General features: G+C 70.1%; 19 protein-coding genes and 1 pseudogene. 8 read left to right on the top strand and 12 right to left on the bottom strand.

What is annotated here, in order from left to right:
• Positions 1-128: 128 nt before the first annotated feature.
• Together F4558_RS30740 and F4558_RS30735 are read left to right on the top strand one after the other, a co-directional pair.
• Positions 129-425, top strand: a complete 297-nt coding sequence (locus F4558_RS30740; RefSeq protein ID WP_053660500.1) for a CD225/dispanin family protein — start codon at positions 129-131, stop codon at positions 423-425.
• A 26-nt stretch (positions 426-451) separates the two neighbouring features.
• Entirely contained in the window at positions 452-1,042 is a 591-nt protein-coding gene (locus F4558_RS30735) for a DUF4190 domain-containing protein (RefSeq protein WP_167947061.1), read from the top strand.
• A 172-nt stretch (positions 1,043-1,214) separates the two neighbouring features.
• On the opposite strand, the gene F4558_RS30730 is transcribed toward F4558_RS30735, so the two are convergent.
• Complete coding sequence (locus F4558_RS30730; RefSeq protein ID WP_167947059.1) at positions 1,215-2,552, bottom strand: cell division protein PerM; 1,338 nt, start codon at positions 2,550-2,552, stop codon at positions 1,215-1,217.
• 200 nt (positions 2,553-2,752) lie between these two features.
• On the opposite strand from F4558_RS30730, the gene F4558_RS30725 reads away from it, so the two are divergent.
• Positions 2,753-3,022 (top strand): hypothetical protein, encoded by a 270-nt coding sequence (locus F4558_RS30725; protein WP_053660506.1) that lies wholly within the window; start codon positions 2,753-2,755, stop codon positions 3,020-3,022.
• A gap of 75 nt (positions 3,023-3,097) precedes the next feature.
• Here the strand turns inward: F4558_RS30725 and sucD are convergent, their stop codons facing one another.
• The 3 genes from sucD to icmB all read right to left on the bottom strand — a co-directional run bounded on the left by sucD (position 3,098) and on the right by icmB (position 6,002).
• Positions 3,098-3,985, bottom strand: coding sequence for a succinate--CoA ligase subunit alpha (sucD, locus tag F4558_RS30720; RefSeq protein ID WP_053660508.1), 888 nt, complete (start codon positions 3,983-3,985; stop codon positions 3,098-3,100).
• 2 nt (positions 3,986-3,987) lie between these two features.
• Positions 3,988-5,166: an ADP-forming succinate--CoA ligase subunit beta gene (gene sucC / locus F4558_RS30715; RefSeq protein ID WP_053660510.1), complete on the bottom strand. Its 1,179-nt coding sequence runs from the start codon at positions 5,164-5,166 to the stop codon at positions 3,988-3,990.
• Positions 5,167-5,597: 431 nt separating this feature from the next.
• Positions 5,598-6,002 (bottom strand): coenzyme B12-dependent isobutyryl CoA mutase small subunit, encoded by a 405-nt coding sequence (icmB, locus tag F4558_RS30710; RefSeq protein ID WP_053660512.1) that lies wholly within the window; start codon positions 6,000-6,002, stop codon positions 5,598-5,600.
• A 431-nt stretch (positions 6,003-6,433) separates the two neighbouring features.
• On the opposite strand from icmB, the gene F4558_RS30705 reads away from it, so the two are divergent.
• Together F4558_RS30705 and F4558_RS30700 are read left to right on the top strand one after the other, a co-directional pair.
• Entirely contained in the window at positions 6,434-7,138 is a 705-nt protein-coding gene (locus F4558_RS30705; RefSeq protein WP_053660633.1) for a M23 family metallopeptidase, read from the top strand.
• A gap of 274 nt (positions 7,139-7,412) precedes the next feature.
• Positions 7,413-8,201: a M23 family metallopeptidase gene (locus F4558_RS30700; protein WP_167947057.1), complete on the top strand. Its 789-nt coding sequence runs from the start codon at positions 7,413-7,415 to the stop codon at positions 8,199-8,201.
• 135 nt (positions 8,202-8,336) lie between these two features.
• On the opposite strand, the gene pcrA is transcribed toward F4558_RS30700, so the two are convergent.
• A complete protein-coding gene (gene pcrA / locus F4558_RS30695) occupies positions 8,337-10,742 on the bottom strand; it encodes a DNA helicase PcrA (RefSeq protein ID WP_053660516.1) in 2,406 nt (801 codons plus the stop codon).
• 337 nt (positions 10,743-11,079) lie between these two features.
• Between pcrA and F4558_RS30690 the strand changes: the two genes are divergently transcribed.
• On the top strand, positions 11,080-11,448 hold the full coding sequence (locus tag F4558_RS30690; protein ID WP_053660518.1) for a chorismate mutase: 369 nt from the start codon (positions 11,080-11,082) through the stop codon (positions 11,446-11,448).
• 147 nt (positions 11,449-11,595) lie between these two features.
• Here F4558_RS30690 and F4558_RS30685 read toward each other — a convergent pair whose 3' ends face one another.
• The 7 genes from F4558_RS30685 to F4558_RS30650 all read right to left on the bottom strand — a co-directional run bounded on the left by F4558_RS30685 (position 11,596) and on the right by F4558_RS30650 (position 20,059).
• A complete protein-coding gene (locus F4558_RS30685) occupies positions 11,596-12,609 on the bottom strand; it encodes an ABC transporter ATP-binding protein (protein WP_053660520.1) in 1,014 nt (337 codons plus the stop codon).
• The gene (locus F4558_RS30680; RefSeq protein WP_053660522.1) at positions 12,602-13,630 is read right to left on the bottom strand and encodes an ABC transporter ATP-binding protein; all 1,029 of its coding nucleotides are present in this window, start codon (positions 13,628-13,630) and stop codon (positions 12,602-12,604) included. The genes F4558_RS30685 and F4558_RS30680 overlap by 8 nt, the downstream gene beginning before the upstream one ends.
• Positions 13,631-13,656: 26 nt before the next feature.
• Positions 13,657-14,622: an ABC transporter permease gene (locus F4558_RS30675; protein ID WP_053660524.1), complete on the bottom strand. Its 966-nt coding sequence runs from the start codon at positions 14,620-14,622 to the stop codon at positions 13,657-13,659.
• Positions 14,615-15,541, bottom strand: coding sequence for an ABC transporter permease (locus F4558_RS30670; RefSeq protein WP_053660526.1), 927 nt, complete (start codon positions 15,539-15,541; stop codon positions 14,615-14,617). The genes F4558_RS30675 and F4558_RS30670 overlap by 8 nt, the downstream gene beginning before the upstream one ends.
• A gap of 146 nt (positions 15,542-15,687) precedes the next feature.
• On the bottom strand, positions 15,688-17,328 hold the full coding sequence (locus F4558_RS30665; protein ID WP_053660528.1) for a peptide ABC transporter substrate-binding protein: 1,641 nt from the start codon (positions 17,326-17,328) through the stop codon (positions 15,688-15,690).
• A 776-nt stretch (positions 17,329-18,104) separates the two neighbouring features.
• Positions 18,105-18,791: a response regulator gene (locus F4558_RS30655; protein ID WP_053660530.1), complete on the bottom strand. Its 687-nt coding sequence runs from the start codon at positions 18,789-18,791 to the stop codon at positions 18,105-18,107.
• Between the two features lie 2 nt (positions 18,792-18,793).
• Positions 18,794-20,059 carry an ATP-binding protein gene (locus tag F4558_RS30650; protein ID WP_053660636.1) on the bottom strand — a complete coding sequence of 422 codons (1,266 nt, stop codon included), beginning with the start codon at positions 20,057-20,059 and terminating at the stop codon, positions 18,794-18,796.
• Between the two features lie 158 nt (positions 20,060-20,217).
• Here F4558_RS30650 and F4558_RS30645 point away from each other — a divergent pair, with 158 nt between their 5' ends.
• Positions 20,218-22,269, top strand: a complete 2,052-nt coding sequence (locus F4558_RS30645; RefSeq protein WP_245241380.1) for a PspC domain-containing protein — start codon at positions 20,218-20,220, stop codon at positions 22,267-22,269.
• Positions 22,266-22,520, top strand: a pseudogene (locus F4558_RS30640) (hypothetical protein); the annotation flags it as partial. The gene F4558_RS30645 and the pseudogene F4558_RS30640, both read left to right, overlap by 4 nt.
• Positions 22,521-22,568 lie beyond the last annotated feature (48 nt).

The following is a 22,568-nucleotide window of genomic DNA, read 5'->3' as shown; positions in this document are numbered from 1 at the left end:
ATCTCTGACAGATTCGACGGGCATCGACCAGGTACGCTGCCGGTCGCCCGGGCTGGACACCGTGCCGGCCCCGCACCACGTCACTGTTCCGGCACGCCAGGCGTGTCGTTGGAATGAGGAGCACCCCCATGCAGCCCGATCACCACCCCCAGCAGCAACCGTCGGTCGACAACAACATGACGATGTCGATTGTCGCTGTCTTCCTCTTCTGGCCGCTGGCCATCCCAGCGATCATCAACGCGTCGAAGGTCAACCCGCTGCTCCAGCAGGGCGACTACGCCGGGGCCCAGGCCGCGGCCGCAGAATCACGCAAGTGGTCCAAGTGGGCACTTATCGTCGGCATTGCGTGGTATGTCATCGTGCTGCTGTGCTGCGCGTTGGGCGGTCTGGGCGCGATCATGAGTGAGAACAGCAGCAGTAACTAACGGAACGATTCCAAGGAGCTTCTCGAATGCAGCCCGGCAACCCCGGTCAGGACCCGTACGGCCAGCAGCCCAACCCGGACCCGACCGCACCCCAGCCGCCGCACGACCCGTACGGTCAGCCGCCGGCCGCCCCCTACGGCCAGCAGCCCACCTCGGGCCAGCCGTACGGTCAGCAGCCGACCTCGGGTCAGCCCTACGGCCAGCAGTCGCCGGACCCGTACGGTCAGCAGTACGGCCAGCAGCCCACCTCGGGCCAGCCCTACGGCCAGCAGCCGCAGGACCCGTACGGTCAGCAGCCGCAGTACGGTGGCGCTCCCGGCTACCCGAACGCCGGGTACCCGCAGCAGCAGGGCCAGAACAACACCCTCGGCCTGGTGTCGATGATCCTCGGCATCGCGTCGATCCCGCTGGTCTGCTGCCTGTACCTGGGCATCCCGGTCGGCATCGCCGCTGTGGTGACCGGTTACCTGGGCCAGCAGAAGGCCGCTCAGGGCCAGGCCAGCAACGGCGGCCAGGCCAAGGCGGGTCTCATCTGCGGCGCCGTCGGTGCCGTCCTGGGCATCCTGCTGATCATCCTGGGCATCTTCGCGAACATCAACCTGCCGAGCCAGCCCTGATCGGTCCGGTCCTGACGGGGCGCTCCGGGTTCGTCCGGGGCGCCCCGCGCCGTCCCCGGCACCTGCGGGCCGCGCCCAGCGAGCGATGTCGACCGGGACGGCACGGCGGCGGCGCGCTCCGCCAACGCCTGGGCGCCCTCGCCGACCGACAGACGGTTCACCGCCCGTTCGTCTAGGACAGGTCGCGCCGGTCCGGCTCCGGATCGCGCCGGCGTGGCTGGTTGCCCCGAGGGCTCCGGGTGAGCGTCCGGGTGGCGGCGGCCCCGAGCAGCGCGCCGGCCGTGATGACACCGGCCGTGACCACCCCGACCTGCCAGGCCACCGGCCCGACCTGCGCCAGACGGCCGGCACCGAGCGGCCCTCCGGAGACCGCGGCGGCCACACCGAGGAGTACGCCTGCCACCGGCCCGGCCAGTGCCGCCGGCGCCAACAGCCCGCCCCAGCGCTGCGGGGCCTGCTCCGGCCCGGCGAGGCGGGCCATCCGGCGGGCGAGCAACCAACCGACCACCATCCCGGCCAGCACCGGCACCGCGAGGAGCAGGGCGCCGATGCCGTCCACGGGGCCACGGGGCAGGCCGGCGAGCAGCGGGATTGCCGGCAGCGCGCCCACCGACACCTCGCTTGTGCGGACGGCGGTGTCGACGCCGACCGCGAAGCCCGGCCCCAGCAGATAGCTCGTCGACCAGATCGCGGCGTTCGGCGCGTACGCCATGCTGACCAGGGTGATTCCGGCCTGCCCGGCCACCCCGGTCTGGTACGCGCCGATCATGTCGGCGGCGTCACCGCCGCCGGTGGCCACGGCCAGGCCTGCCGCGCCTGCGCCCGCCCCGAGTAGCAGGAGCGCGGCCACCAGCCCGGTGCGCACAGCGTCCCGCAGCGCACCCGGCAGCCGGGTGCTCAGCAGTCGGGTCACAGCGGTGGTCCGGGTTGCGCCGACAAGTGCGGCGAGTGTGGCGGCCACCGCGAACGTGGCCGCCGCCCGCACCGGGGACACGTTCGGTCCTCCCGCGCCCACCAGCACCGCGGCAAGCGCGCCGAGCAGCGCGTACGCCAGGCCGACAGTGCCTGCGGCGATAAGCGCTTGTCGCGGTGAATAGCTGTCGCGCGCGCCGATCGCGCGGCTGACGTGCACGCCGGCCCGGGTCAGTCGCCAGAGCGCGAGCGCGGTGAGCGCGAGCGGGGCGAGGCCGAACGGGCCGGCGTCGGTGTGCAGCGGCACGCCGTGGCCCACCAGCCAGCCGGCCAGCGCGGTGCGCAGGGTGCCGCTCAGGGTGGTGGAGTCGGCGCCGAGCTGCACCAGGCCGAGCACGATGGCGACCGGCAGGTACGAGGTGAGGGCCGCCCAGCCCGCGGCCACCCCGGCGGCGACGGGCAGCGGTGCCCGCCTGCGCGGCGACTCGCCGGCGCGGGGCGCGGGCACCCGCCGCCGCGGTGCGGCGCGCTCGACCGACCTGTCGTCGGCGCGCACGCCGCCGGGGCGACTGGGATGGTCAGGGGTGACGGGGGACATCCGCTCTACTCTGGCACGTCATAGGGACGGTGGCAGTCCGTTAACCGGCCTGGACTGCGGCGAGTTGGGCGAACCGGGGTCGAAGCCGCCCGGCCCGGTCTAGCCTCGGCCCAGAGGAGGTGGCCTGTCGCCGCCTTCCGGGTCGGGTCCGCCGGTCACGCCCGGGTCGGCCCGCCGCCCATGATCGCCCGGAGGTAGCCGTGACGACCGCATATCCGCCGCCCCCACCCCCTCCGGCCAGGGGCCGGGACCGCACCACGCTCTGGGGCGTGCTGGGCATCGTGCTGGGTCTGATCTGTTGCGGCATTCTCGGCGTCATCTTCGGCTACCTGTCGATCCGCGACGCCCGACGGTACGGCCAGTCGCCGGTTCTCGGTTACCTCGCCATCGCGTTCGGCGTGATCAACATCATCGGCAGCGCGATCCTCCGGTCGACAGGCAACTACCCGTTCTGGAACAACAACGACTGATCCCGGGCCCGGTGGTACGCAGCAGGGGCCGACCGGTTCGATACCGGCCGACCCCTGCGCTGCTGCCTGACCGGCTCAGTTGCCGGACATGATCTCCCGCATGAGCTTGGCGGTCTCGGTCGGCGTCTTGCCGACCTTGACTCCGACCGCCTCCAGCGCCGCCTGCTTCGCCTCGGCGGTGCCGGCCGAACCGGAGATGATCGCTCCGGCGTGGCCCATGGTCTTGCCGGGGGGCGCGGTGAAGCCGGCGATGTAGCCGACCACCGGCTTGGTGACGTTGGCCTTGATGAACTCGGCGGCCCGCTCCTCGGCGTCGCCGCCGATTTCGCCGATCATCACGATGGCGTCGGTCTCCGGGTCAGCCTCGAACGCCTTCAGGGCGTCGATGTGCGTGGTCCCGATGATCGGGTCGCCACCGATGCCGACGCATGTGGAGAAGCCGATGTCGCGCAGCTCGTACATCATCTGGTAGGTCAGCGTGCCGCTCTTGCTGACCAGGCCGATGCGGCCGGAGCCGGTGATGTCGGCCGGGATGATGCCGGCGTTGGCGGCACCCGGGGAGGCGATGCCGGGGCAGTTCGGCCCGATGATCCGGGTCCGCTCGCCCTGCGCCAGGTTGTACGCCCAGAACGAAGCGGTGTCGTGCACCGGCACGCCCTCGGTGATCACCACGGCCAGCGGGATCGCGGCGTCGATCGCCTCGACCACGGCGGCCTTGGTGAACTGCGGCGGTACGAAGATGACTGTGACGTCGGCACCGGTCTCGGCCATGGCGTCCGCCACGGACGCGAAGACCGGCAGCTCGGTGCCGTCGAAGTCGACCTTCTGGCCCGCCTTGCGCGGGTTGACGCCGCCGACGACGTTCGTGCCGGCGGCGAGCATCCGCCGGGTGTGCTTGGAGCCCTCGGAGCCGGTCATCCCCTGAACGATGACCTTCGAGTCCTTGGTCAGCCAGATAGCCATGATCAGACCCCCGCAGCTGCCAGCTCGGCGGCCCGCTCGGCCGCACCGTCCATGGTGTCCACCCGCTGCACGAGCGGGTTGTTCGCGCTGTCCAGGATCGCCCGGCCAGCCTCGGCGTTGTTGCCGTCGAGGCGGACGACGAGCGGCTTGGTGACCTGCTCGCCACGCTGCTCCAGCAGGGCCAGCGCCTGGATGATGCCGTTGGCGACCTCGTCGCAGGCGGTGATGCCGCCGAAGACGTTGACGAAGACGCTCTTCACGGCCGGGTCGGAGAGCACGATCTCCAGCCCGTTCGCCATCACCGCGGCACTCGCGCCGCCGCCGATGTCGAGGAAGTTGGCAGGCTTGACGTTGCCGTGCCGCTCACCGGCGTACGCCACGACGTCGAGGGTCGACATGACAAGACCCGCGCCGTTGCCGATGATGCCGACCTCGCCGTCGAGCTTGACGTAGTTGAGGTCCTTGGCCTTGGCGGCCTGCTCCAGCGGATCCACGGCGGCCTGGTCGACAAGCGCCTCGTGGTCGGGGTGCCGGAACGCGGCGTTCTCGTCCAAGGTGATCTTGGCGTCGAGCAGCAGCAGCTGCCCGTCGCCGTTCTTCGCGAGGGGGTTCACCTCGACCAGGGTGGCGTCCTCGGCGACGAACGCCTGCCACAGCCCGACAGCTACCTCGACGACCTGGTCGGCGACCTCGGCCGGGAACCCGGCAGCGGTGACGATCTCGCGGGCCTTCGCCTCGTCGACGCCCTTGACGGCGTCGATGGGGGCCTTGACCACGCGGTCCGGGGTCTCGGCGGCGACCTGCTCGATGTCCATACCGCCGGCAACGCTGGCGATGCAGAGGAAGGTGCGGTTCGCCCGGTCGAGCAGATAAGAGAAGTAGTACTCGTCGGCCACGTCCGCGGTCACGGTGATCATGACCTTGTGGACGGTGTGGCCCTTGATGTCCATGCCGAGGATGTCGGTGGCCCTGGCCACCGCCTCATCCGGGCCCTCGGCGAGCTTGACGCCACCGGCCTTGCCTCGGCCGCCGACCTTTACCTGCGCCTTGACGACCACCCGACCGCCGAGGCGTTCGGCGATCGCGCGGGCCTCCTCCGGGGTAGTGGCGACGCCGCCGGCCAACACGGGCAAGCCGTGCCGCTCGAACAGGTCCCGCCCCTGGTACTCGTACAGGTCCACGATTGCGCGTCCCGTCCCGTCTCCGCGGCGCGCCGTCGCGCCGCCACCAGCGTTCAAAAACAGTTTGACGCCTGTCATCACTTCACACAGGCCATTGGCGGCAGCCTAGCGAGGTGGGCACGGCCGGCAACCGAGCGGGTGCGCGGTGTGCGGTAATGCACAACCGGACACCTGACGTGGGAGTTCCGGTCACGGCATGGCCGGCGTCAATCGTCCGGGCGATGTTGGCACGGGTGCGTAACCCGGCCGTGAGGGCGTCGTTGAGTCAGGTGTCGGAGCGCTGAACAGCGCGATGACGGGAGACGGCCGATGCCCTGTCGGTCGAGGGGTGGCGGCGGGGCATCGTGCATAGAGGGGCCGGACGTGTGAGGGGTGCGTCCGGCCCCTCCCCCGTGCCCGGCTCCGGTTCGACACCCCCGGCGCACCGCCTTTCAGGCGACGGGCTGTCCGACGTTCTGCCGGACCCACTCGACGATCGCCTGGGTGGTGGCTCCCGGCGTGAAGATCTTGGCGACGCCCATCTTCTCCAGCTCGGGGATGTCGCCGTTGGGGATGATGCCGCCACCGAACACGACGATGTCGCGGGCGTCCCGCTCCCCCAGCAGTTCGAGCACCCGACGAAACAGCGTCATGTGCGCGCCGGAGAGAATGGAGAGGCCGACCGCGTCGGCGTCCTCCTGGATGGCGGCTTCCACGATCTGCTCCGGGGTCTGGTGCAGGCCGGTGTAGACGACCTCCATCCCCGCGTCCCGCAGGGCACGCGCCACGACCTTGGCGCCCCGGTCATGGCCGTCCAGCCCTGGCTTGGCGACGACGACCCGAATTCGAGAGCTCATCAGCGCACACCTTTCACCGGCTACACGGCCTTCACCTGAACGAACGGTAACCCGTCCGACGGGGGGCGGGAAATCCGGGCCGGAAACCGACTGGCATTCCGGCCGCACCGACCCGGCGTCCACGCCGGAGCGCGCACCTCGGCAGGCTGCGGCGTCAAGTCGGACGACTCCGCCGGTCCGGTCACGCTCGGCGACGAACGGGCACTTACGGGGGCACCGATCGACGTCGTGATGCGTGACAATCGTGGACGCAAACGGACAGATCGACACGCCAATTATTCACTCTGGCTTGTGACTCGCCTGGGGGTTGGCTAACGTGTCCACGGTTGTCATCAGGTCCATGGACGGGTGACGACGCGGTTGGCAGACGTTCATCCGAGCTTCACGGACGTCCACCAGCCGCTTCGGAACCCCGACAACGGAGGGTGTGCGTGCGCCAGCGCCTGTCGTCTGAGCCCGATCGATATCGCGGTCGTCGCCGTGTCCCCACCCCCCCGCGTAGCCGCTACGCGGCCGTCGTCACCACCGCGTTCGTCGGTGCCGGCCTCGTCGCCCTCGGCGCGAGTGCCCTGCCCGACGCCAAGGACGTCAGCCCGTCGGTTCTCGACGAGCTCAAGCAGGCGTCGGTCAGCCAGGACGCCGCAGAGCGTGCGGGCAACGCCGAACGCGCCTCCCGGGACAGCCGTGGCAAGGAAGCGGCCGAGCCCGAGGTCTGGATGCTGCCGCTGCAGGGCTACGACTTCAACTCGCCGTACGGGATGCGTTGGGGCAAGCTGCACACCGGCGTCGACCTGGTCGTCCCCGAGGGCACGCCGTACGTGGCGGTGCACGAAGGCCTGGTCACCAAGGCCGGCTGGCTCGGCGGCTACGGCTACGCGGTGATCGTCCAGCACCCTGACGGCAGCGAGGCCATCTACGGCCACTCCTCCGCGCTCAGCGTCAAGGAGGGGCAGCAGGTCAAGGCCGGCGACCAGCTGGGCCTGGTGGGTCAGACCGGCCACGCCTACGGCACTCACCTGCACCTCGAGCTGCATGTCAAGGGCCAGCCGATCGACCCGGTGCCCTACCTGCAGAAGCGCGGAGTGGACATCAAGCTGCAAGTCGAGGCAATCTACAGCGAGGTAGCCGCGTCCTGACGCTGCGTACCGACCGTTGACCGCCCGGATCTGTCGATCCGGGCGGTTTTTCGTTGCCGGCCGCCGCCCGATGTCTGCCGAATCACAGTGGCGGGTGTGACCGACGGCACCACCCCACATGATCGCTTTTTCGGACAGACCGTTTCTTAGCGCCTCATTTCCGGGCAGCCATCGCTGCGGCCGTTGACCGGCCGCCCGGTCCCGATGCCCCCTCCAGCTCGGCCCGACACCAGTATTTCGAGGTCAAGTGCCCCCTCGACTGTGAAGGTCCGCCGTGCAGGAAGACAGCCCCGTCCAGAACGAGAACACCCCCGACACCATCACCGAACAGCCGCGACGCGCCCGCCAGCGAAACCGTCGCATCGCGCTCGGCGCGGCCGCCCTGGTGGCCCTCGGCCTGGGTGGCGTCGTCGTCGCCACCACCGGCGACGACCGTCCGGCGCCCACCGCCGTCTCGCTCGACGCGCAGTCGCGGGCCGAGGCCGCCGGCCGGGCCGACCGCTCCGACCGCGAGGCGACAGCGCCGGACTCCCCGTCGGCCACGCCCAGCGCGAGCCCGACCGTGAGCCCGTCGGCCACTGCCAGCCCCACGCCGACGAAGAAGGCCACCGCCAAGCCGAAGGCAACGGCGAAGAAGGCTGCGACGAAGACCACGAAGCCCACGGCCGCCTGGGTGAACCCGATGTCGGGTGCCGCGATCACCTCCTGCTACGGGCAGCGCTGGGGCACCCTGCACGCCGGTATCGACCTGGCGCTGCCCTCCGGCACGCCCATCCACGCCGCGGCCGCCGGCACCGTCACCAAGGCCGGCGATGCCTACGACGGGTACGGCAACTCCGTCTTCATCGACCACGGCAACGGCTACCTGACCCACTACGCCCACCAGAGCCGGCTCGCGGTCACCGTCGGCCAGAAGGTCAAGGCCGGCCAGGTCATCGGCTACGAGGGCAGCACCGGTGACTCCACAGGCCCCCACCTGCACTTCGAGGTGCACCAGGGCATGTGGAACCAGGTCGACCCCGCGCCGTTCATGCGGGCGCGCGGCGTCGACCTGGGCTGCTGAACGAGCGCACCTCGCAGGTCCGCCTGTTCACGCGACATCATGGAAAGAGTGGCCTCCGGCAGCGCCGAGGCCACTCTTTCCCTGCAATAGCGCGATGCCGGCCGGCCGAGCGGCGGCCAGCCGAGGCCGCCGTGATCAGAGCTTGTCGACAGGGGCGTGCCGCAGCACCAGCCACATGGTCTGGTCACCGAAGTCGATCTGCGCGCGGGCACCCGGGCCGTGCCCCTCGACGGCGAGCACCCGCCCCAGCCCGTAGCGCTGGTGGTTGACCCGGTCACCGGCGGACACCTTCGGCCCCTGCGGCAACTCGCTGGCCGTGGTGAGGCGACTGGCGTCCACGCCGAGCCGCTGGGCCAGTTGCGCCGCCTTCGGCGTACCCCCGGTGAAGGTGCCGCGACCGCCGGGTGCGCGGTCCGCGCGCCCGCCGACGCCGCCGCCACCGCCGGCCCACGAGGTGTACGACCCCTCGGTGCGCTCCCAGCGCACCAGCTCCGGAGGCAACTCCTCCAGGAACCGCGACGGCGGGTTGTAGGACGGCTGGCCCCAGGCCGAGCGGGTCACCGCACGGGAGAGGTAGAGGCGCTGCCGGGCGCGGGTGATGCCGACGTACGCCAGCCGGCGCTCCTCCTCCAGCTCCCGGGTGTCACCGAGCGAGCGCAGGTGCGGAAAGACGCCGTCCTCCAGACCGGTGAGGAACACCACCGGGAACTCCAGGCCCTTGGCGGTGTGCAACGTCATCAGCGTGACCACGCCCTGGTGGTCGGGGTCGTCGGAGGGAATCTGGTCGGCGTCGGCGACCAGCGCCACCTGCTCCAGGAAGCCCGCCACTGTGGCCCGCTCGCCGTCGGCACCGGTCGCTTCGATCCGCTCGGTGTACTCCCGGGCGACGCTCACCAGCTCCTGGAGGTTGTCCACCCGGCCGGCGTCCTGCGGATCAAGGCTCTCCTCCAACTCGGTGAGATAGCCCGAGCGGGTCAGCAGAGCCTCCAGCACCTCTTCCGGGGTGCCGGTCTCGGCCATCTCCCGGGCGCCGTCGAGCAGCGCCACGAAGTCGGCGATGCCGTTGGCCGCCCGGGTGGAGATGCCGGGCGCCTCCCGGGCCCGGCGCAGCGCCGCCCCGAAGGAGATCCGGTCCCGGCTGGACAGCGCCTCGACGCACGCCTCCGCGCGGTCACCGATGCCCCGGCGCGGGGTGTTCAGCACCCGCCGCAGGCTCACCGTGTCGTCGTCGTTCACCACCGACCGCAGGTACGCCAGTGCGTCGCGGACCTCCTTGCGCTCGTAGAAGCGCACACCGCCGACCACCTTGTACGGCAGACCGGCCCGGATGAACACCTCCTCGAAGACGCGGGACTGCGCGTTGGTGCGGTAGAACACGGCGACGTCGCCGGGGCGGGTCTCGTCGGCGTCGACAAGCCGGTCGATCTCCCGGCCCACCCAGTCCGCCTCGGCGTGCTCGGTGTCGGCCACGTAGCCGACGATCCGCTCGCCGTCGCCGGCCTCGCTCCACAGCCGCTTCGGCTTGCGGGAGGTGTTCCTGTCGATCACCGCGTTGGCGGCGTTGAGGATGGTCTGGGTGGAGCGGTAGTTCTGCTCCAGCAGGATCGTCCGCGCGTCGGTGAAGTCCCGCTCGAACTCCAGGATGTTGCGGATCGTCGCGCCCCGGAACGCGTAGATCGACTGGTCGGCGTCACCGACCACGCACAGCTCGGCCGGCGCCAGCCCGTCGGTGCCGGACACCAACTCCTTGATCAGGACGTACTGGGCGTGGTTGGTGTCCTGGTATTCGTCGACAAGCACGTGCCGGAACCGCCGCCGGTAGCTCTCCGCGACGTGCGGGTGGGACTGGAGCAGATGCACCGTCGTCATGATCAGGTCGTCGAAGTCGAGCGCGTGCGCCTCGCGCAGCCGACGCTGGTAGAGCGTGTACGCCTCGGCGAGCGCCCGCTCGTTGGGCCCGCTGGCCCGCGCGGCGAACTGCTCCGGGTCGACCAGCTCGTTCTTGAGGTTGGACACCTGGGCGGCCAGCCCGCGTGCCGGATAGCGCTTCGGGTCGAGGTCGAGCTCGCGGGTGACCAGTTGCATGAGCCGGCGCGAGTCGTCAGCGTCGTAGATCGAGAACGTCGACTTGAGGCCGGCGTGCTCGTGCTCGGCGCGAAGGATGCGGACACACGCGGAGTGGAACGTCGACACCCACATCAGTCGGGCCCGCGGCCCGACAAGGGCGGCGACCCGCTCCTTCATCTCGCCGGCCGCCTTGTTGGTGAAGGTGATGGCGATGATCTCTCCGGGATGCACGTCCCGAGCGGCCAGCAGGTAGGCGATCCGGTGGGTGAGCACCCGGGTCTTACCGGACCCGGCGCCGGCCACGATCAACAGCGGCGAGCCGGCGTGACTGACCGCGTCGCGCTGCGGCCCGTTCAACCCGGCGAGCAGCTCACGCGGGTCGAGGCGGGCTGAGGCCGACCCGGGGCGGTGCGGACGGGCCGGCGCGGACTCCGGCGCGGGCGGGGACGCGGGAATGTCGAAGAGAGGATGCATCGCGCGACAAGTCTATGCCGCCGGCCGGACACTTCCCGACCGCGCCGTCGCCGGGAGCGGGCACCTCTGTCGACGAGCGGTGAGCGCTCCTTTGCCGACGCCTCCGGCTGTGGCAGGGGCCGCCTTTTGCCGCGGAATCCTTGCGCACCCACCGTCGACGTGGGCATACTCGACCGCGTGATCGCTGCGCGTTACTACTTTTACTACGGCACCGGGAGTCCGGCTGCCGTAGGTCGCGCCTGATCGATCAGACCTGCGAAAGCCCCGGGCTCCTGGAGCCCGGGGCTTTTTCGTCCCGGGTTCTGGGCACCGGGCACCACAGCGCGAGAGGTACCCGATGATGACAGACGTGGTGGAGCACAGCAGCGGCCCGACCGTGCCGGAGCCGGACCAGCCCTCGGTCGAGGCCGGCGACACGGCCGGGGCCCGCACCGGCACCGGTACCGGCACCGTGGAGCCGACCGCAGCCGCACGGATCGTGCAGATCAGGGAACGGATCGACGAGATCGACCACGCGTTGATCTCGCTCTGGCAGGAGCGGGCCGCGCTGTCGCAGGAGGTCGGGGTGACCCGGATGGCCTCCGGCGGAACGCGCCTCGTGCTCTCCCGTGAGCGGGAGATCCTGGAGCGCTTCCGAGGTGCGCTCGGCGCGGACGGCACCCAACTGGCACTGCTACTGCTCCGCGCGGGTCGCGGCCCGCTGTGACCACCCCCGGCGTCCCGCCGGGCGCCGGAGGGCACACCGGGTGCCGGTCGGGCGTCTGAGGTCGCACCGGCCCGCTGAGGGGCCACCGGACAGACGAAACCGCCTGCCGGCGTCGTGGTGACGTCGGCAGGCGGTTCCGGTGGCCTGTTACGCCTCGTGGGTGGCGACGATCTCGCGTCGCTCCGCGAAGTGGCAGGCGCTCGGGTGGTCCGAGTCGCGTCGGACCTCCAGCAGCGGGACCTGCTCGGCGCAGACGTCCTGCGCCTTCCAGCAGCGGGTCCGGAACCGGCAGCCCGAGGGCGGGCTGATCGGCGACGGCACGTCACCCGTGAGCCGGATGATCGTCTTGTTGTTCCGCTGCGTCGGGTCCGGCACCGGCACCGCCGAGAGCAGCGCCTGAGTGTACGGATGGGTCGGCCGCTCGTAGATCTCGTCCTCGGTGCCGATCTCGACGATCTTGCCGAGGTACATCACCGCGACCCGGTCCGACAGGTGGCGGACCACCGAGAGGTCGTGCGCGATGAAGACGTACGACAGCCCGAGCTCGCTCTGCAGCTTCTCCAGCAGGTTCATCACCTGGGCCTGGATGGAGACGTCGAGCGCCGAGACCGGCTCGTCGCAGACGATCACCTCGGGGCGCAGCGCGAGCGCGCGGGCGATGCCGATGCGCTGGCGCTGACCGCCGGAGAACTGGTGCGGGTACCTGTTGATGTGCTCCGGGTTGAGGCCCACCAGGTCCAGCAACTCCCGGACCTTCGCCCGGCGGCTGCCCTTCGGTGCCACATCGGAGTGGATCTCGAAGGGCTCGCCGATCAGGTCACCGACGGTCATCCGCGGGTTCAGCGAGGTGTACGGGTCCTGCATGACCAACTGGATCTGCCGACGCAGCCGCCGCAGCGCCCCACCGGAGAGCTTGGAGATGTCCTGGCCCTTGTAGACCACGCTGCCGGCGGTCGGCTTCTCCAGGTTCATCAGCACCCGGGCGAGAGTCGACTTGCCGCAGCCGGACTCGCCGACCACGCCGAGCGTCTCACCAGTACGCAGACCGAACGAGACCCCGTCGACGGCCTTGACCTGACCGACGGTCTTCTTGAACACCACACCCTGGGTGACGGGGTAGTGCTTGACCAGGTCACGGACCTCGAGGATGTTCTCAGACACGGTTCACCAGCTCCTCGGCGAAGTGGCAGGCGCTGGCCCGGGCAGGACCCACCTGCAGCAGCGGGGGGATCTTCTCCCGGCATACCGGCTGAGCCATGGGGCAACGCGGGTTGAACGGGCAGCCCGGCGGAATGTTCATCAGGTTCGGCGGCAGACCCTTGATCGTCCGGAGCTGCTGCCCCTTCTCGTCCATGCGCGGGATCGAGTCGATCAGACCCATCGTGTACGGGTGCGCCGGCTTGGCGTACAGCTCGTACACGTCGGCTTCCTCGACGATCCGACCCGCGTACATGACAGCGATCCGGTCCGCGACGTCGGCGACCACGCCGAGGTCGTGGGTGATCAGGATCATGCCCATCTGCCGCTCACGCTGGAGCTCGGCGAGCAGGTCCATGATCTGGGCCTGCACCGTCACGTCGAGCGCGGTGGTGGGCTCGTCGGCGATCAGCACCTCCGGGTCGAGCGCCAGCGACATCGCGATCATCGCGCGCTGCCGCATACCGCCGGAGAACTGGTGCGGATAGTTGCTGAACCGGCTCTTGGCGTTGGGGATCTTGACCTGGTCGAGCATCTCGATCGCGTGCTTCTTGGCCTCGGCGCGACCCATGCCCCGCCGGACCCGGAACTGCTCGGCGATCTGGAACCCGACGGTGAAGACCGGGTTCAGCGCGGAGAGGGCGTCCTGGAAGATCATCGCGATGCCCTCGCCGCGGATGCGGCGGCGCTCCTCCTGGCCCATGCTGAGCATGTCCTTGCCATGGAAGCGGACCTGCCCACCGGTGACGAAGCCGGGCGGCGTGTCGAGGATGCCCATGATGGTCTGTGCCGTGACGCTCTTACCGGAGCCGGACTCGCCGAGCACGGCAAGGGTCTCCCCCGCGTCGACGTGGTACGTGACCCCGTTGATGACCTTTGCGACGCCGTCCCGGGTACGGAACTCCACCCGCAGGTCGTCGACCTCGAGCAGCCGGCCGGAGGGACGTCCGGATCCGCCGGTTCCCGGCGCGGACTGCTCGGACACGAGAATGTCGGACAACTGGATCTCCCCTAGCGGAGTTTCGGATCGAGGGCCTCGCGGACCGCCTCACCGAGCATCACGAAGCTCAGCACTGCGGTGACGAGGAACGCGGCGGGGAAGAACACCAGACCCGGCGCGACCCGGATGAACTGCTGCCCGTCGCTGATCATGATGCCCCAGGACACCACCGGCGACTTCAGGCCGACGCCCAGGAACGACAGCGTTGCCTCGGCGCCGATGAACGAGCCGACCATGATCGTGCCGTAGACCAGCAGCGGGGCCAGGCAGTTCGGCAGCAGGTGCTTGAGGATGATCCGCCCGGTGCCGGCACCCAGTGCGCGGGCCGCCACGATGTAGTCGGCCTCCTTGGTGGCGAGCACCGAGGAACGCATCAGGCGCATGACGACCGGCCAGCTCAGCACGATCAGGGAGACGGTCACCAGGCCCATGATCTCGGCCTTGCTGTTGCTGGTGCCCGAGCCGTTGAACGTGGTCAGGATGACGATCGCACCAAGCACGAACGGCAGGCCGAAGAAGACGTCGGCGATGCGGCTGAGCAGGCCGTCAACCCAGCCACCGCGGTAGCCGGCGATGATGCCCATGGTGCCACCGACGAGCAGGGTGCCGACCACGGAGAGCACGGCGACCACGATGGAGGCGCGTGCGCCGTAGATGACCCGGGCGTACACGTCGCGGCCCTGCACGTCGTAACCGAACCAGCCGTCGGCGCCCGGCTTGACCAGGCTGCGGGACAGCGCGCCGTTGACCGCGTCGCCCGGGGCGAACAGCGCCGGGAAGGCGGCCATCAGCAGGAAGATCACGATCAGCGTGGACGAGATCCAGAACAGTGGCTTGCGTCGCAGGTCACGCCAGGCGTCTCCGAGCAGGCCACGCGGCTTCTCGTTGCTCTGCGGCGCGCCGGTGGCAGGGGTGCCCGCCTCGGTCGGCTGCGCGGCAGGGGTACTGACGATCGATGCGGTACTCGGGTCACTCATAGCGGATCCTCGGGTCCAGGGCGGCGTAGAGCAGGTCAACCAGCAGGTTCATCACGAGATAGACCAGCACCAGGACAACCACGATCCCTACCACGGTAGCGCTTTCCTTGGTGACGATCGCACGGAAGACCTGGCGCCCGATTCCGTTGATGCCGAAGATGCCCTCGGTGACGATCGCGCCGCCCATCAGGGCGCCGAGGTCGGTGCCGAGCAGGGTGACCACGGGGATGAGCGAGTTACGCAGCAGGTGCACACCCACAACCCGCCGCATCGGAAGGCCCTTGGCGATGGCGGTACGCACGTAGTCGGCACGGCGGTTCTCCGCGATGCTCGTTCGTGCCACCCGCGCGATGTACGCCACTGACGCGCTACCGAGCACGAAGCCCGGCACGATCAGTTCGGAGAGCCGCATCTCGGAGGAGACGGTCGGCTTGATGATGCCCCACTGCACGCCGAGCAGCCACTGGAGCACGAAGCCGATGACGAACACCGGCAACGCGATCAGGAAGAGGGTCGACACCAGAACGAGGTTGTCGAGGAAGCCGTTGCGTCGCAGACCGGTCAGCACGCCGGCGCCGAGGCCGATCACGGCCTCGATGGCGAGCGCCACCAGGGCCAGCTTCAGCGTGTTCGGGTACGACGTGAGGATGATGTCGCTGATCTCGCGCTGCGAGAACGTCTGACCGAAGTCGCCCTGCAGCAGGTTCTTCATGTAGCTGCCGTACTGGACCACGACGTTCTGGTCCAGGTTGTACTTCTCGGTCATGAAGGCGATGTACTGGTCCGGGCAGCGGCGCTCACCGCACTTGCCGGCGAACGGATCGCCCGGAACGGCCCAGACGAGGGCGTAGATCAGGAACGTCGTCCCGATGAAGACGGGCACGAGTTGGAGCAGCCGCCTCAACAGATAACGGCCCATGGGGTGGTCCTCCAGACAGGGGGCGCGTCGGACGGCCGACACGGGGTGACAACGTGCGAGTGCGTGTGGTGACACCCACTCGCGGAACGGCCCCGGGTCGGGCTCACCGGATGTGGCGAGCCCGACCCGGGGTCAGACCGTTCGGATCAGAGCTCGACCGAGGTGATGTCGAGTTCGCCGACGTTGTTCAGCTCGAGCTTCTTGATCTTCTCCGAGTGGCCGGACTGCTGGCCGTAGAAGTAGACCGGGATGCTCGGGACGTCCTTGTCGACCAGCTCGACGGCCTTGGCGAACGCCTCGTGGGAGGCCTCCAGGCTCGGCGCGGCGCTGGCCTGCTTGGCAAGGGCGTCGACCTCCTTGTTGCTGTAGAGGCCGTCGTTCGAGGAACCACCGGTGATGAAGAGCGGGTTGACCCAGTTCTCCACGTCCGGGTAGTCCTGCTGCCAGGCGGCGCGGTACAGGCCGGTCATCTTGTGGGCGTTGATGTTCTGGCGGAAGACCGCGAAGGTCGGCACGCCCTCAGCCCGAGCCTCGATGCCGAGGTTGGTCTTGATCTGCTGGGCAACGGCGTCCATCCAGTCCTTGTGGCTGGAGTCGGCGTTGTAGTAGAGAACCATCTCGCCACTGAAGCCACCGGCCTCGGTGAGCAGCTGCTTCGCCGTGGTCGGGTCGAACTTGCAAGCGGTGCAGTTACCCGGCTTGGCGCCCGGGGTCAGCGGGTTGGCCCAGCTGTCGGCCGGCTTGCGGGTACCGAAGAAGATCTTGTCCGAGATCTCCTGCCGGTTGATCGACAGCGACACGGCACGACGCAGGCGCGCGTCCTGGAAGCGCTTGTCGTAGATCGGGAACGCGATGAACGCGGTCGACGGCGTGACGGTCGACAGGCCCCGGTCACCGAGATCGGTCTTCCACTTGTCACCGGCGAGCGCCGAGGTGGGGACAACCTCCATGAAGTCGAGGTTGTTCGCCAGCAGGTCGTTGTAGGCCGCCGTCTCGTCCTGGTACAGCTTGACGTCGACGTCCTTGATCTTCATCTTGTCGCGCAGGTTGTAGTCATCGAAGCGCGTGAGCTTGATGAGGACGTTGTCGTCCCACGACACGAACTTCACCGGGCCGTTACCGATCGGCTTCTTGCCGAACTCTTCGGGCTTCATGGTGAAGAAGGCGTCCGGCAGCGGCATGAAGGCGCTGTAGCCGAGCTTGGTCGGGAAGACCGCGGTCGGGGCCGCCAGGGTGACCTCGAAGGTCTGGTCGTCGACGACCTTCAGGCCGGACATCTCCTTGGCCGTCGGCTCCGGGGCCTTCTGCGGGCCGTCCGGGCCGTCCGGGTCCGAGGTGTAGGTCTTGTCGAAGCCGTCGATGTCCGAGAAGAAGGTGCCGTTCTGCGCACCGTTCGGGGAGTAGGCGGCCCAGTTCCAGGCGTCGACGAAGTTCTTCGCCTTCACCTCGGTACCGTCGTGGAACTTGGTACCCTTCTTGATCTTGATCGTGAAGACCTTGGAGTCCTTGGTGTCGATGGACTCGGCCAGCGCGTTGCGCGGGGCCCCACCGTCGTTCGGGTACTCGACCAGGCCGGTCCACAGCCAGTCGATGACCTTGCCACCGCCGGTCTCCGTGGTGTTGGACGGGACCAGCGGGTTCTCCGGCTGGACGCCGTGGATGACGATCGAGCCGTCCTTGCTGGTGGCGGCGTCGCCGTCACCGTCACCGCTCGAGCAACCACTCGCGACAAGCGCGGCAGCCGCGCTGAGCGCGATCGCGCTCGTCGCCCGCTTCGAGACTCTCATTCCGAGGGGCCTCCTCTTTCTAACCTGGTTCCGTCGTGGGTTTCACGCACGTTTTGGGGGTGACACCGCCCGACCACCTCGGGGCGGAGGTCGCCGGGACCACAGGGAAGCTGGGGACACCCCTGATGTTCCGATCCGCCGGGCTCCTCACCCGACGGGGCACGACTCTACGCAGGCATCACGACCACGAATCGCCGGGAAACAGCGGAGGTCGTGGTCGCGAGCCGTGCGGAGTGCCCTACACCGAGGGTGAGGTGCTGCCACTGTGACACCTACCTGCCGGTTCCGTGAAGGTGCCGTTATCAAGACGTTAGTTGCCCGCCACGTTGCCGATACTTGAAAAATGATCATAAAGTCGACCAACCAAACAGCTCTGACCAGGAGAAACGTGGCTAGCCGGACGCCGCCGCGCGACCTGGGATCGGGCGTTCTGTGAGCTTTCCCGCGTCCAGTCGCGGCGCATTCGACGTCAGCGCGCAGCCCTGCTAACTGACCATCCGGACGATGTCGCCGTCGTCTGCACGGGTGCCATCACCGGCTGGGCGGATGAAGACGCCGAGGTCGACTGTCTGATCATCAGCGGCGGCAGCGCCGCCGCCCTCGATCGACGCCCGCAACCGAATTACCTCCACCGGGCCGTCGCCCAGCAGCCGGGGCCATGGCCGTCACGGGCGCAGAAAAAATCGACCGGAGCCGTCATCGTCACGAGCGCGGAAGACATCGGCCCCGGCACCGCGAGAGCGGGCCGGGGCCGAAGGTGAAACAGGCAGGACGGATCACACCAACCGACGGTCCGCCGCCCAGCGGGAGAGTTCGTAGCGGTTGGACATCTGGAGCTTGCGCAGCACGTTCGACACGTGCGTCTCCACCGTCTTGATGGAGATGAACAGCTCCTTGGCGATCTCCTTGTACGCATAGCCCCGCGCCAGCAGCCGCAGCACCTCCCGCTCCCGGTTGGTGAGCTGGTCCAGCTCCGGGTCGGCCACCGGCGCGTCCGGTCGGGCCGCGAAGGCGTCCAGTACGAACCCGGCCAGCCGTGGGCTGAACACCGCGTCACCGTCGGCCACCCGGCGGATCGCCGCCGCAAGCTCGTCCGGCGAGATGGTCTTCGTGACGTACCCCCGGGCACCGGCCCGGATCAACCCGATCACGTCCTCCGCGGCGTCGGACACGCTCAGCGCCAGGAACTTGACCTGCGGGTGGCTCCGCCGCATCGCCTCCAGCACCGCGCGGCCACCGCCGTCGGGCATGTGCACGTCGAGGAGCACCACGTCCGGCCCGACGGCGGCGATGCGGGTGACGGCCTCGGCCACTGTGCTCGCCTCGCCCACCACCTCCACGTGGGCGCCCAGCTCCGCGCGTACGCCGGCACGGAACATGGCGTGGTCGTCCACCAGGAACACCCTCAGCCGCTCGGGGCGGGTGTTCGCCGGGTCCAGGTGCTCCGCCGGCTGCTCGGACATGGTCATTTGTTCCTCTCCGCTGCGGACGAGTCCCGGGAGATCGGCAGGATCAACCGGACCTCAGTCCCCTCCCCCGGACCGGACCGTATTTCGGCCCGTCCGCCGTGCCGCTTCATCCGCCCGATGATCGAGCCGCGTACGCCGTGCCGGTGGTCCTCCACGGTATCCGGGTCGAAGCCCGCGCCCCGGTCCCGGACGAAGACGCTTACCTGGTCGGGCTCCACCTCGGCGTAGAGCGACACGGTCTGCACGCCGGCGTGCCGTGCGGCGTTCACCAGTGCCTCCCGCGCGGCGGCGACGAGCGCGCCGACCCGCTCGTCGGTCTCCCGGTCCCCCACCACGACCGTCTCCACGGTGATGGCGAAGGTGTCCTCGACCTCGGCGGCGGCCTGCTCCAGGGCGGCGGCGAAGCGCTCGTTCGGCGACGCGGTGGGCTTGTAGAGCCAGTTACGCAGCGAGCGCTCCTGCCCACGGGCCAGCCGCTGCACCGTCTTGACGTCACTGGCGTTGCGCTGGATCAGGGCCAGCGTGTGCAGCACCTGGTCGTGCACCATCGCCGCCAGCTCGGCCCGTTCCTGCTCGCGGATGCGGCCCTCCCGTTCCGAACGGAGCTGGCTGTACGTGCGCCACAGCACCGGCGCCGCGACCACACCGACCCCGGCCAGACCGACCAGCGCGAAGATCACGCCGTTGATCACCGCGTCGAAGTTCTGCGCCGGCGAGTACACGGCCGCGACGCCGATGATGCCGACCGCGACAAGTACCCCGCCGCCGATGAACCGGAGGACGAAGGCCCGCCGGTCACTCTCCTCGACGACCGCGCCGAGCCAGGGCACCGGCATGGTGTCGCCCCACTGCCGCCGCCGCTCGGGCGCGGACTGGTGCCAGATGACTCCCGCGCCGACCGCGATGATCGCCACCAGCCAGCCGGCGGTACCGGCCGCCCCCACCGAGTCGAAGACCATCACCTGAATCAGCAGGACGCCGAGCCCGATCCCGACGAACGGCAGAAGCTGCCCCACGTCGCGCCGAGGTGGCACGGCGGTGTCACCGGGCCGCAGCGGCACCACCGCCCAGAACGCCGCGTAGAGCAGCAGGCCGAGACCGCTCAGCCCGAGCAGCACCATGAAGGCGACACGCACCCGCAGCACCGAGATGCCGAGGTGGTCGGCGATGCCGGCGGCGACCCCGGCGGCCATCCGATGCTCGGGTGCGCGGTAGAGGCGCGGTGGCGTGGTCACGGTGCTGATCGGAGGCTCCCTGGTCACGGTGTGGTGGGCGGCGAGGTCGGTGCGTCCGATCGTCACACGCTGCGGTGTCCCGCGACCACGGGGAGCCCCCCGACATTCCGGCCGCCCGGATCTCAGGGTGGGGTCAGGGTCGGGTCCTGAGGTCGCTCGGGCGCAGCGGGCAGCAGGATCGAGGTATGACCGAGGAAGCTGCCCCGTCGCCCCACCCCGGGTCGTCACCGCCGGGCGGTTCAGCACCGCCCCCACCAGCCACGACACCCGCCGGCTGGGCCGAGCCCGCCACGTTCGGCCCGCCCACCGGCGCCGGCCCGACCGGCGGGCCACCACCGGGCGCCCCGTCCGGCACGTATGAAACCGCCGCCCCTCAGCCAGGCGGCACGGGCCATCAGCCCGGTGGCGGCGGCTACCCGCCGGGCGCGACCGGCCCCGGGCCCGCTGCCGGGTTCGCGGCCGGCACGGGATACGGACCCGGGTACGGAGCGGGCGGAGGCCCCGGCACGCCGCCACCCGGGCCGGGAGGACCGTCCGTCGGCCCACTGGGGGGCAACGGCTTCACCTCGCGGTACGGCCTGGTCCGGCCCCGCGACGGCCGCTACCTGGCGGGCGTCTGTGCGGCGATCGGACGGGCCACCAACACCGATCCGGTGCTCTGGCGGGTGCTGCTGGCTGTCCTCGGCTTCTTCGGCGGCATCGGCATCCTCGTGTACGTCGCCGCCTGGCTGATCATCCCGAACGAGGGCGACACCGCGTCCCCGGTGGAATCCATGCTGGGCCGCGGCCGTTCCAGCATGTCGCCGGTGACCGTCATCGTGCTGAGCATCCTGGTCGCGGCAAGCTTCGGCTACATCGTCACGGACGCATTCCGCGCGGTCCTGCTCGGCGTGGCCATCCTGATCGGCGGCGCGCTGCTGCTCAACCGAGACGGCCGGGGGCCACAGCCCGGCACTCCGGTTGGTACCCCGCCCGGCCCGTCCGGTACTCCACCCGGGCCGGTCCCGCCGGTTGCCTGGCCGGCCCCGGCGCACGGTGCGGCACCGCCCGCCGGCCCGCTCGCGACGGCACCGCTGGCCGACGGCGGCCCGGCGTACGCCACCGTGGCGGCACCCGAACCACCGACCCTCCCCGCCTACGCGGCGCAACCCTCGACCGCCGCACAATCCGCGACCGTGCAGCCCACGACCGGCCAACCGACGGCCAAGCAGCCGGCGTACGAGCAACCGGGGTACGAGCAACCGACCGAGCAGCCGGTGTACGAGCAACCGACGACCGAGCAGCCGGTGACCGGGCAGCCGGTGACCGGGCAGCCGGTGACCGGGGCGCCTGCCGACTCGACGGCTCCTCAGCCGGCGGGCTTGTCGGCTCCCGCGCCGACCTGGCCGAGCACCGCGCCGACCTGGCCCAGCACCTCGCCGACCTGGCCCAGCACGGGCACGCCGAGCACCGGCACGTCGAGCGCCAACTGGCCGTCGGCTCCGGTGACCGGCGCACCGACCGGTCACCGGAGCGCGGCGACACCGGGCGGATACCGTCCACCGTTCGCGCCGCACGGCCCGTACGCTTCGGCGACTCCGGCCGCGTCCCCCCCGCCCAAGCCACCGAAGCCGCCGAAGCGGCCCCGGGAGCGTTCGCCGCTCGGCGCGGTGACCTTCTCGCTGATCTTCCTGGCCCTCGGCCTGGTCGGTCTGCTCGACCTGCTGGACGTCTTCACCTTCGGCGCGTCGGCGTACTTCGCGGCGGCGCTGGCAACGGTGGGGCTGGGGCTGTTGGTCGGCACCTGGTTCGGCCGGGCCCGCTGGCTGATCGCACTCGGTCTGGTGACCGCAGCCGCGCTGGGAACGGCGACGATCGCCGAGTCCTACGACCGGATCCGCGGCGTCGACGGCGCGGTCACCTGGGCACCTACCACACATCGTGACCTCGCGAACCGGTACGAGAACAGCTTCGGCGACGCCGTGCTCGACCTGCGGGGGATCGACTTCACGAAGCAGGAGAGCGAGGTGACCGTGCAGGTCAACTTCGGTCACGCGACAGTTGTCGTTCCCCCCAACGTGGACGTGACGACGGTGGCCGACGTCAACGCGGGCGACGCCATCATCTTCGGCAAACGCTCCGGCGGGCTGGACGGCGAGCTACGGGAGTCCACCGACCTCGGTGCGGACGGCGCCGGCGGCGGAACACTGCGCCTGTACATCCATGTCAACGCCGGCAACCTGGAGGTGACCCGATGAAGGCTCACCGCACGGATCTGGTCTCGTTCGCCTTCGGGCTGCTCTTCCTGGCCCTCTCGGCATGGTGGCTGCTCGCCCAACTGCTCGGTCTCGTGCTGCCGCCGGTGGGCTGGTTCCTGGCCGGCGCGCTGATCCTGATCGGCGTTTTCGGACTGGTCGGCGCGCTGCGCTCCGGCCAGTCGGGGCGCCCGACGCCGGACGACGTCGCGCCGACCACAGCCGGCACCGAGCCCGGGGAGCCGACCTCCGGGGCACCCACCCTGACCTTCGGCTCGACGCCGACCTGGGACATTCCCCCG

It is taken from the genome of Micromonospora profundi (assembly GCF_011927785.1).
In the GTDB taxonomy this organism is placed as follows: Bacteria; Actinomycetota; Actinomycetes; order Mycobacteriales; family Micromonosporaceae; genus Micromonospora; species Micromonospora profundi.
The sequence above is the reverse complement of the archived record's forward strand: the minus strand, read 5'-3'. Positions and strand labels throughout refer to the sequence as shown.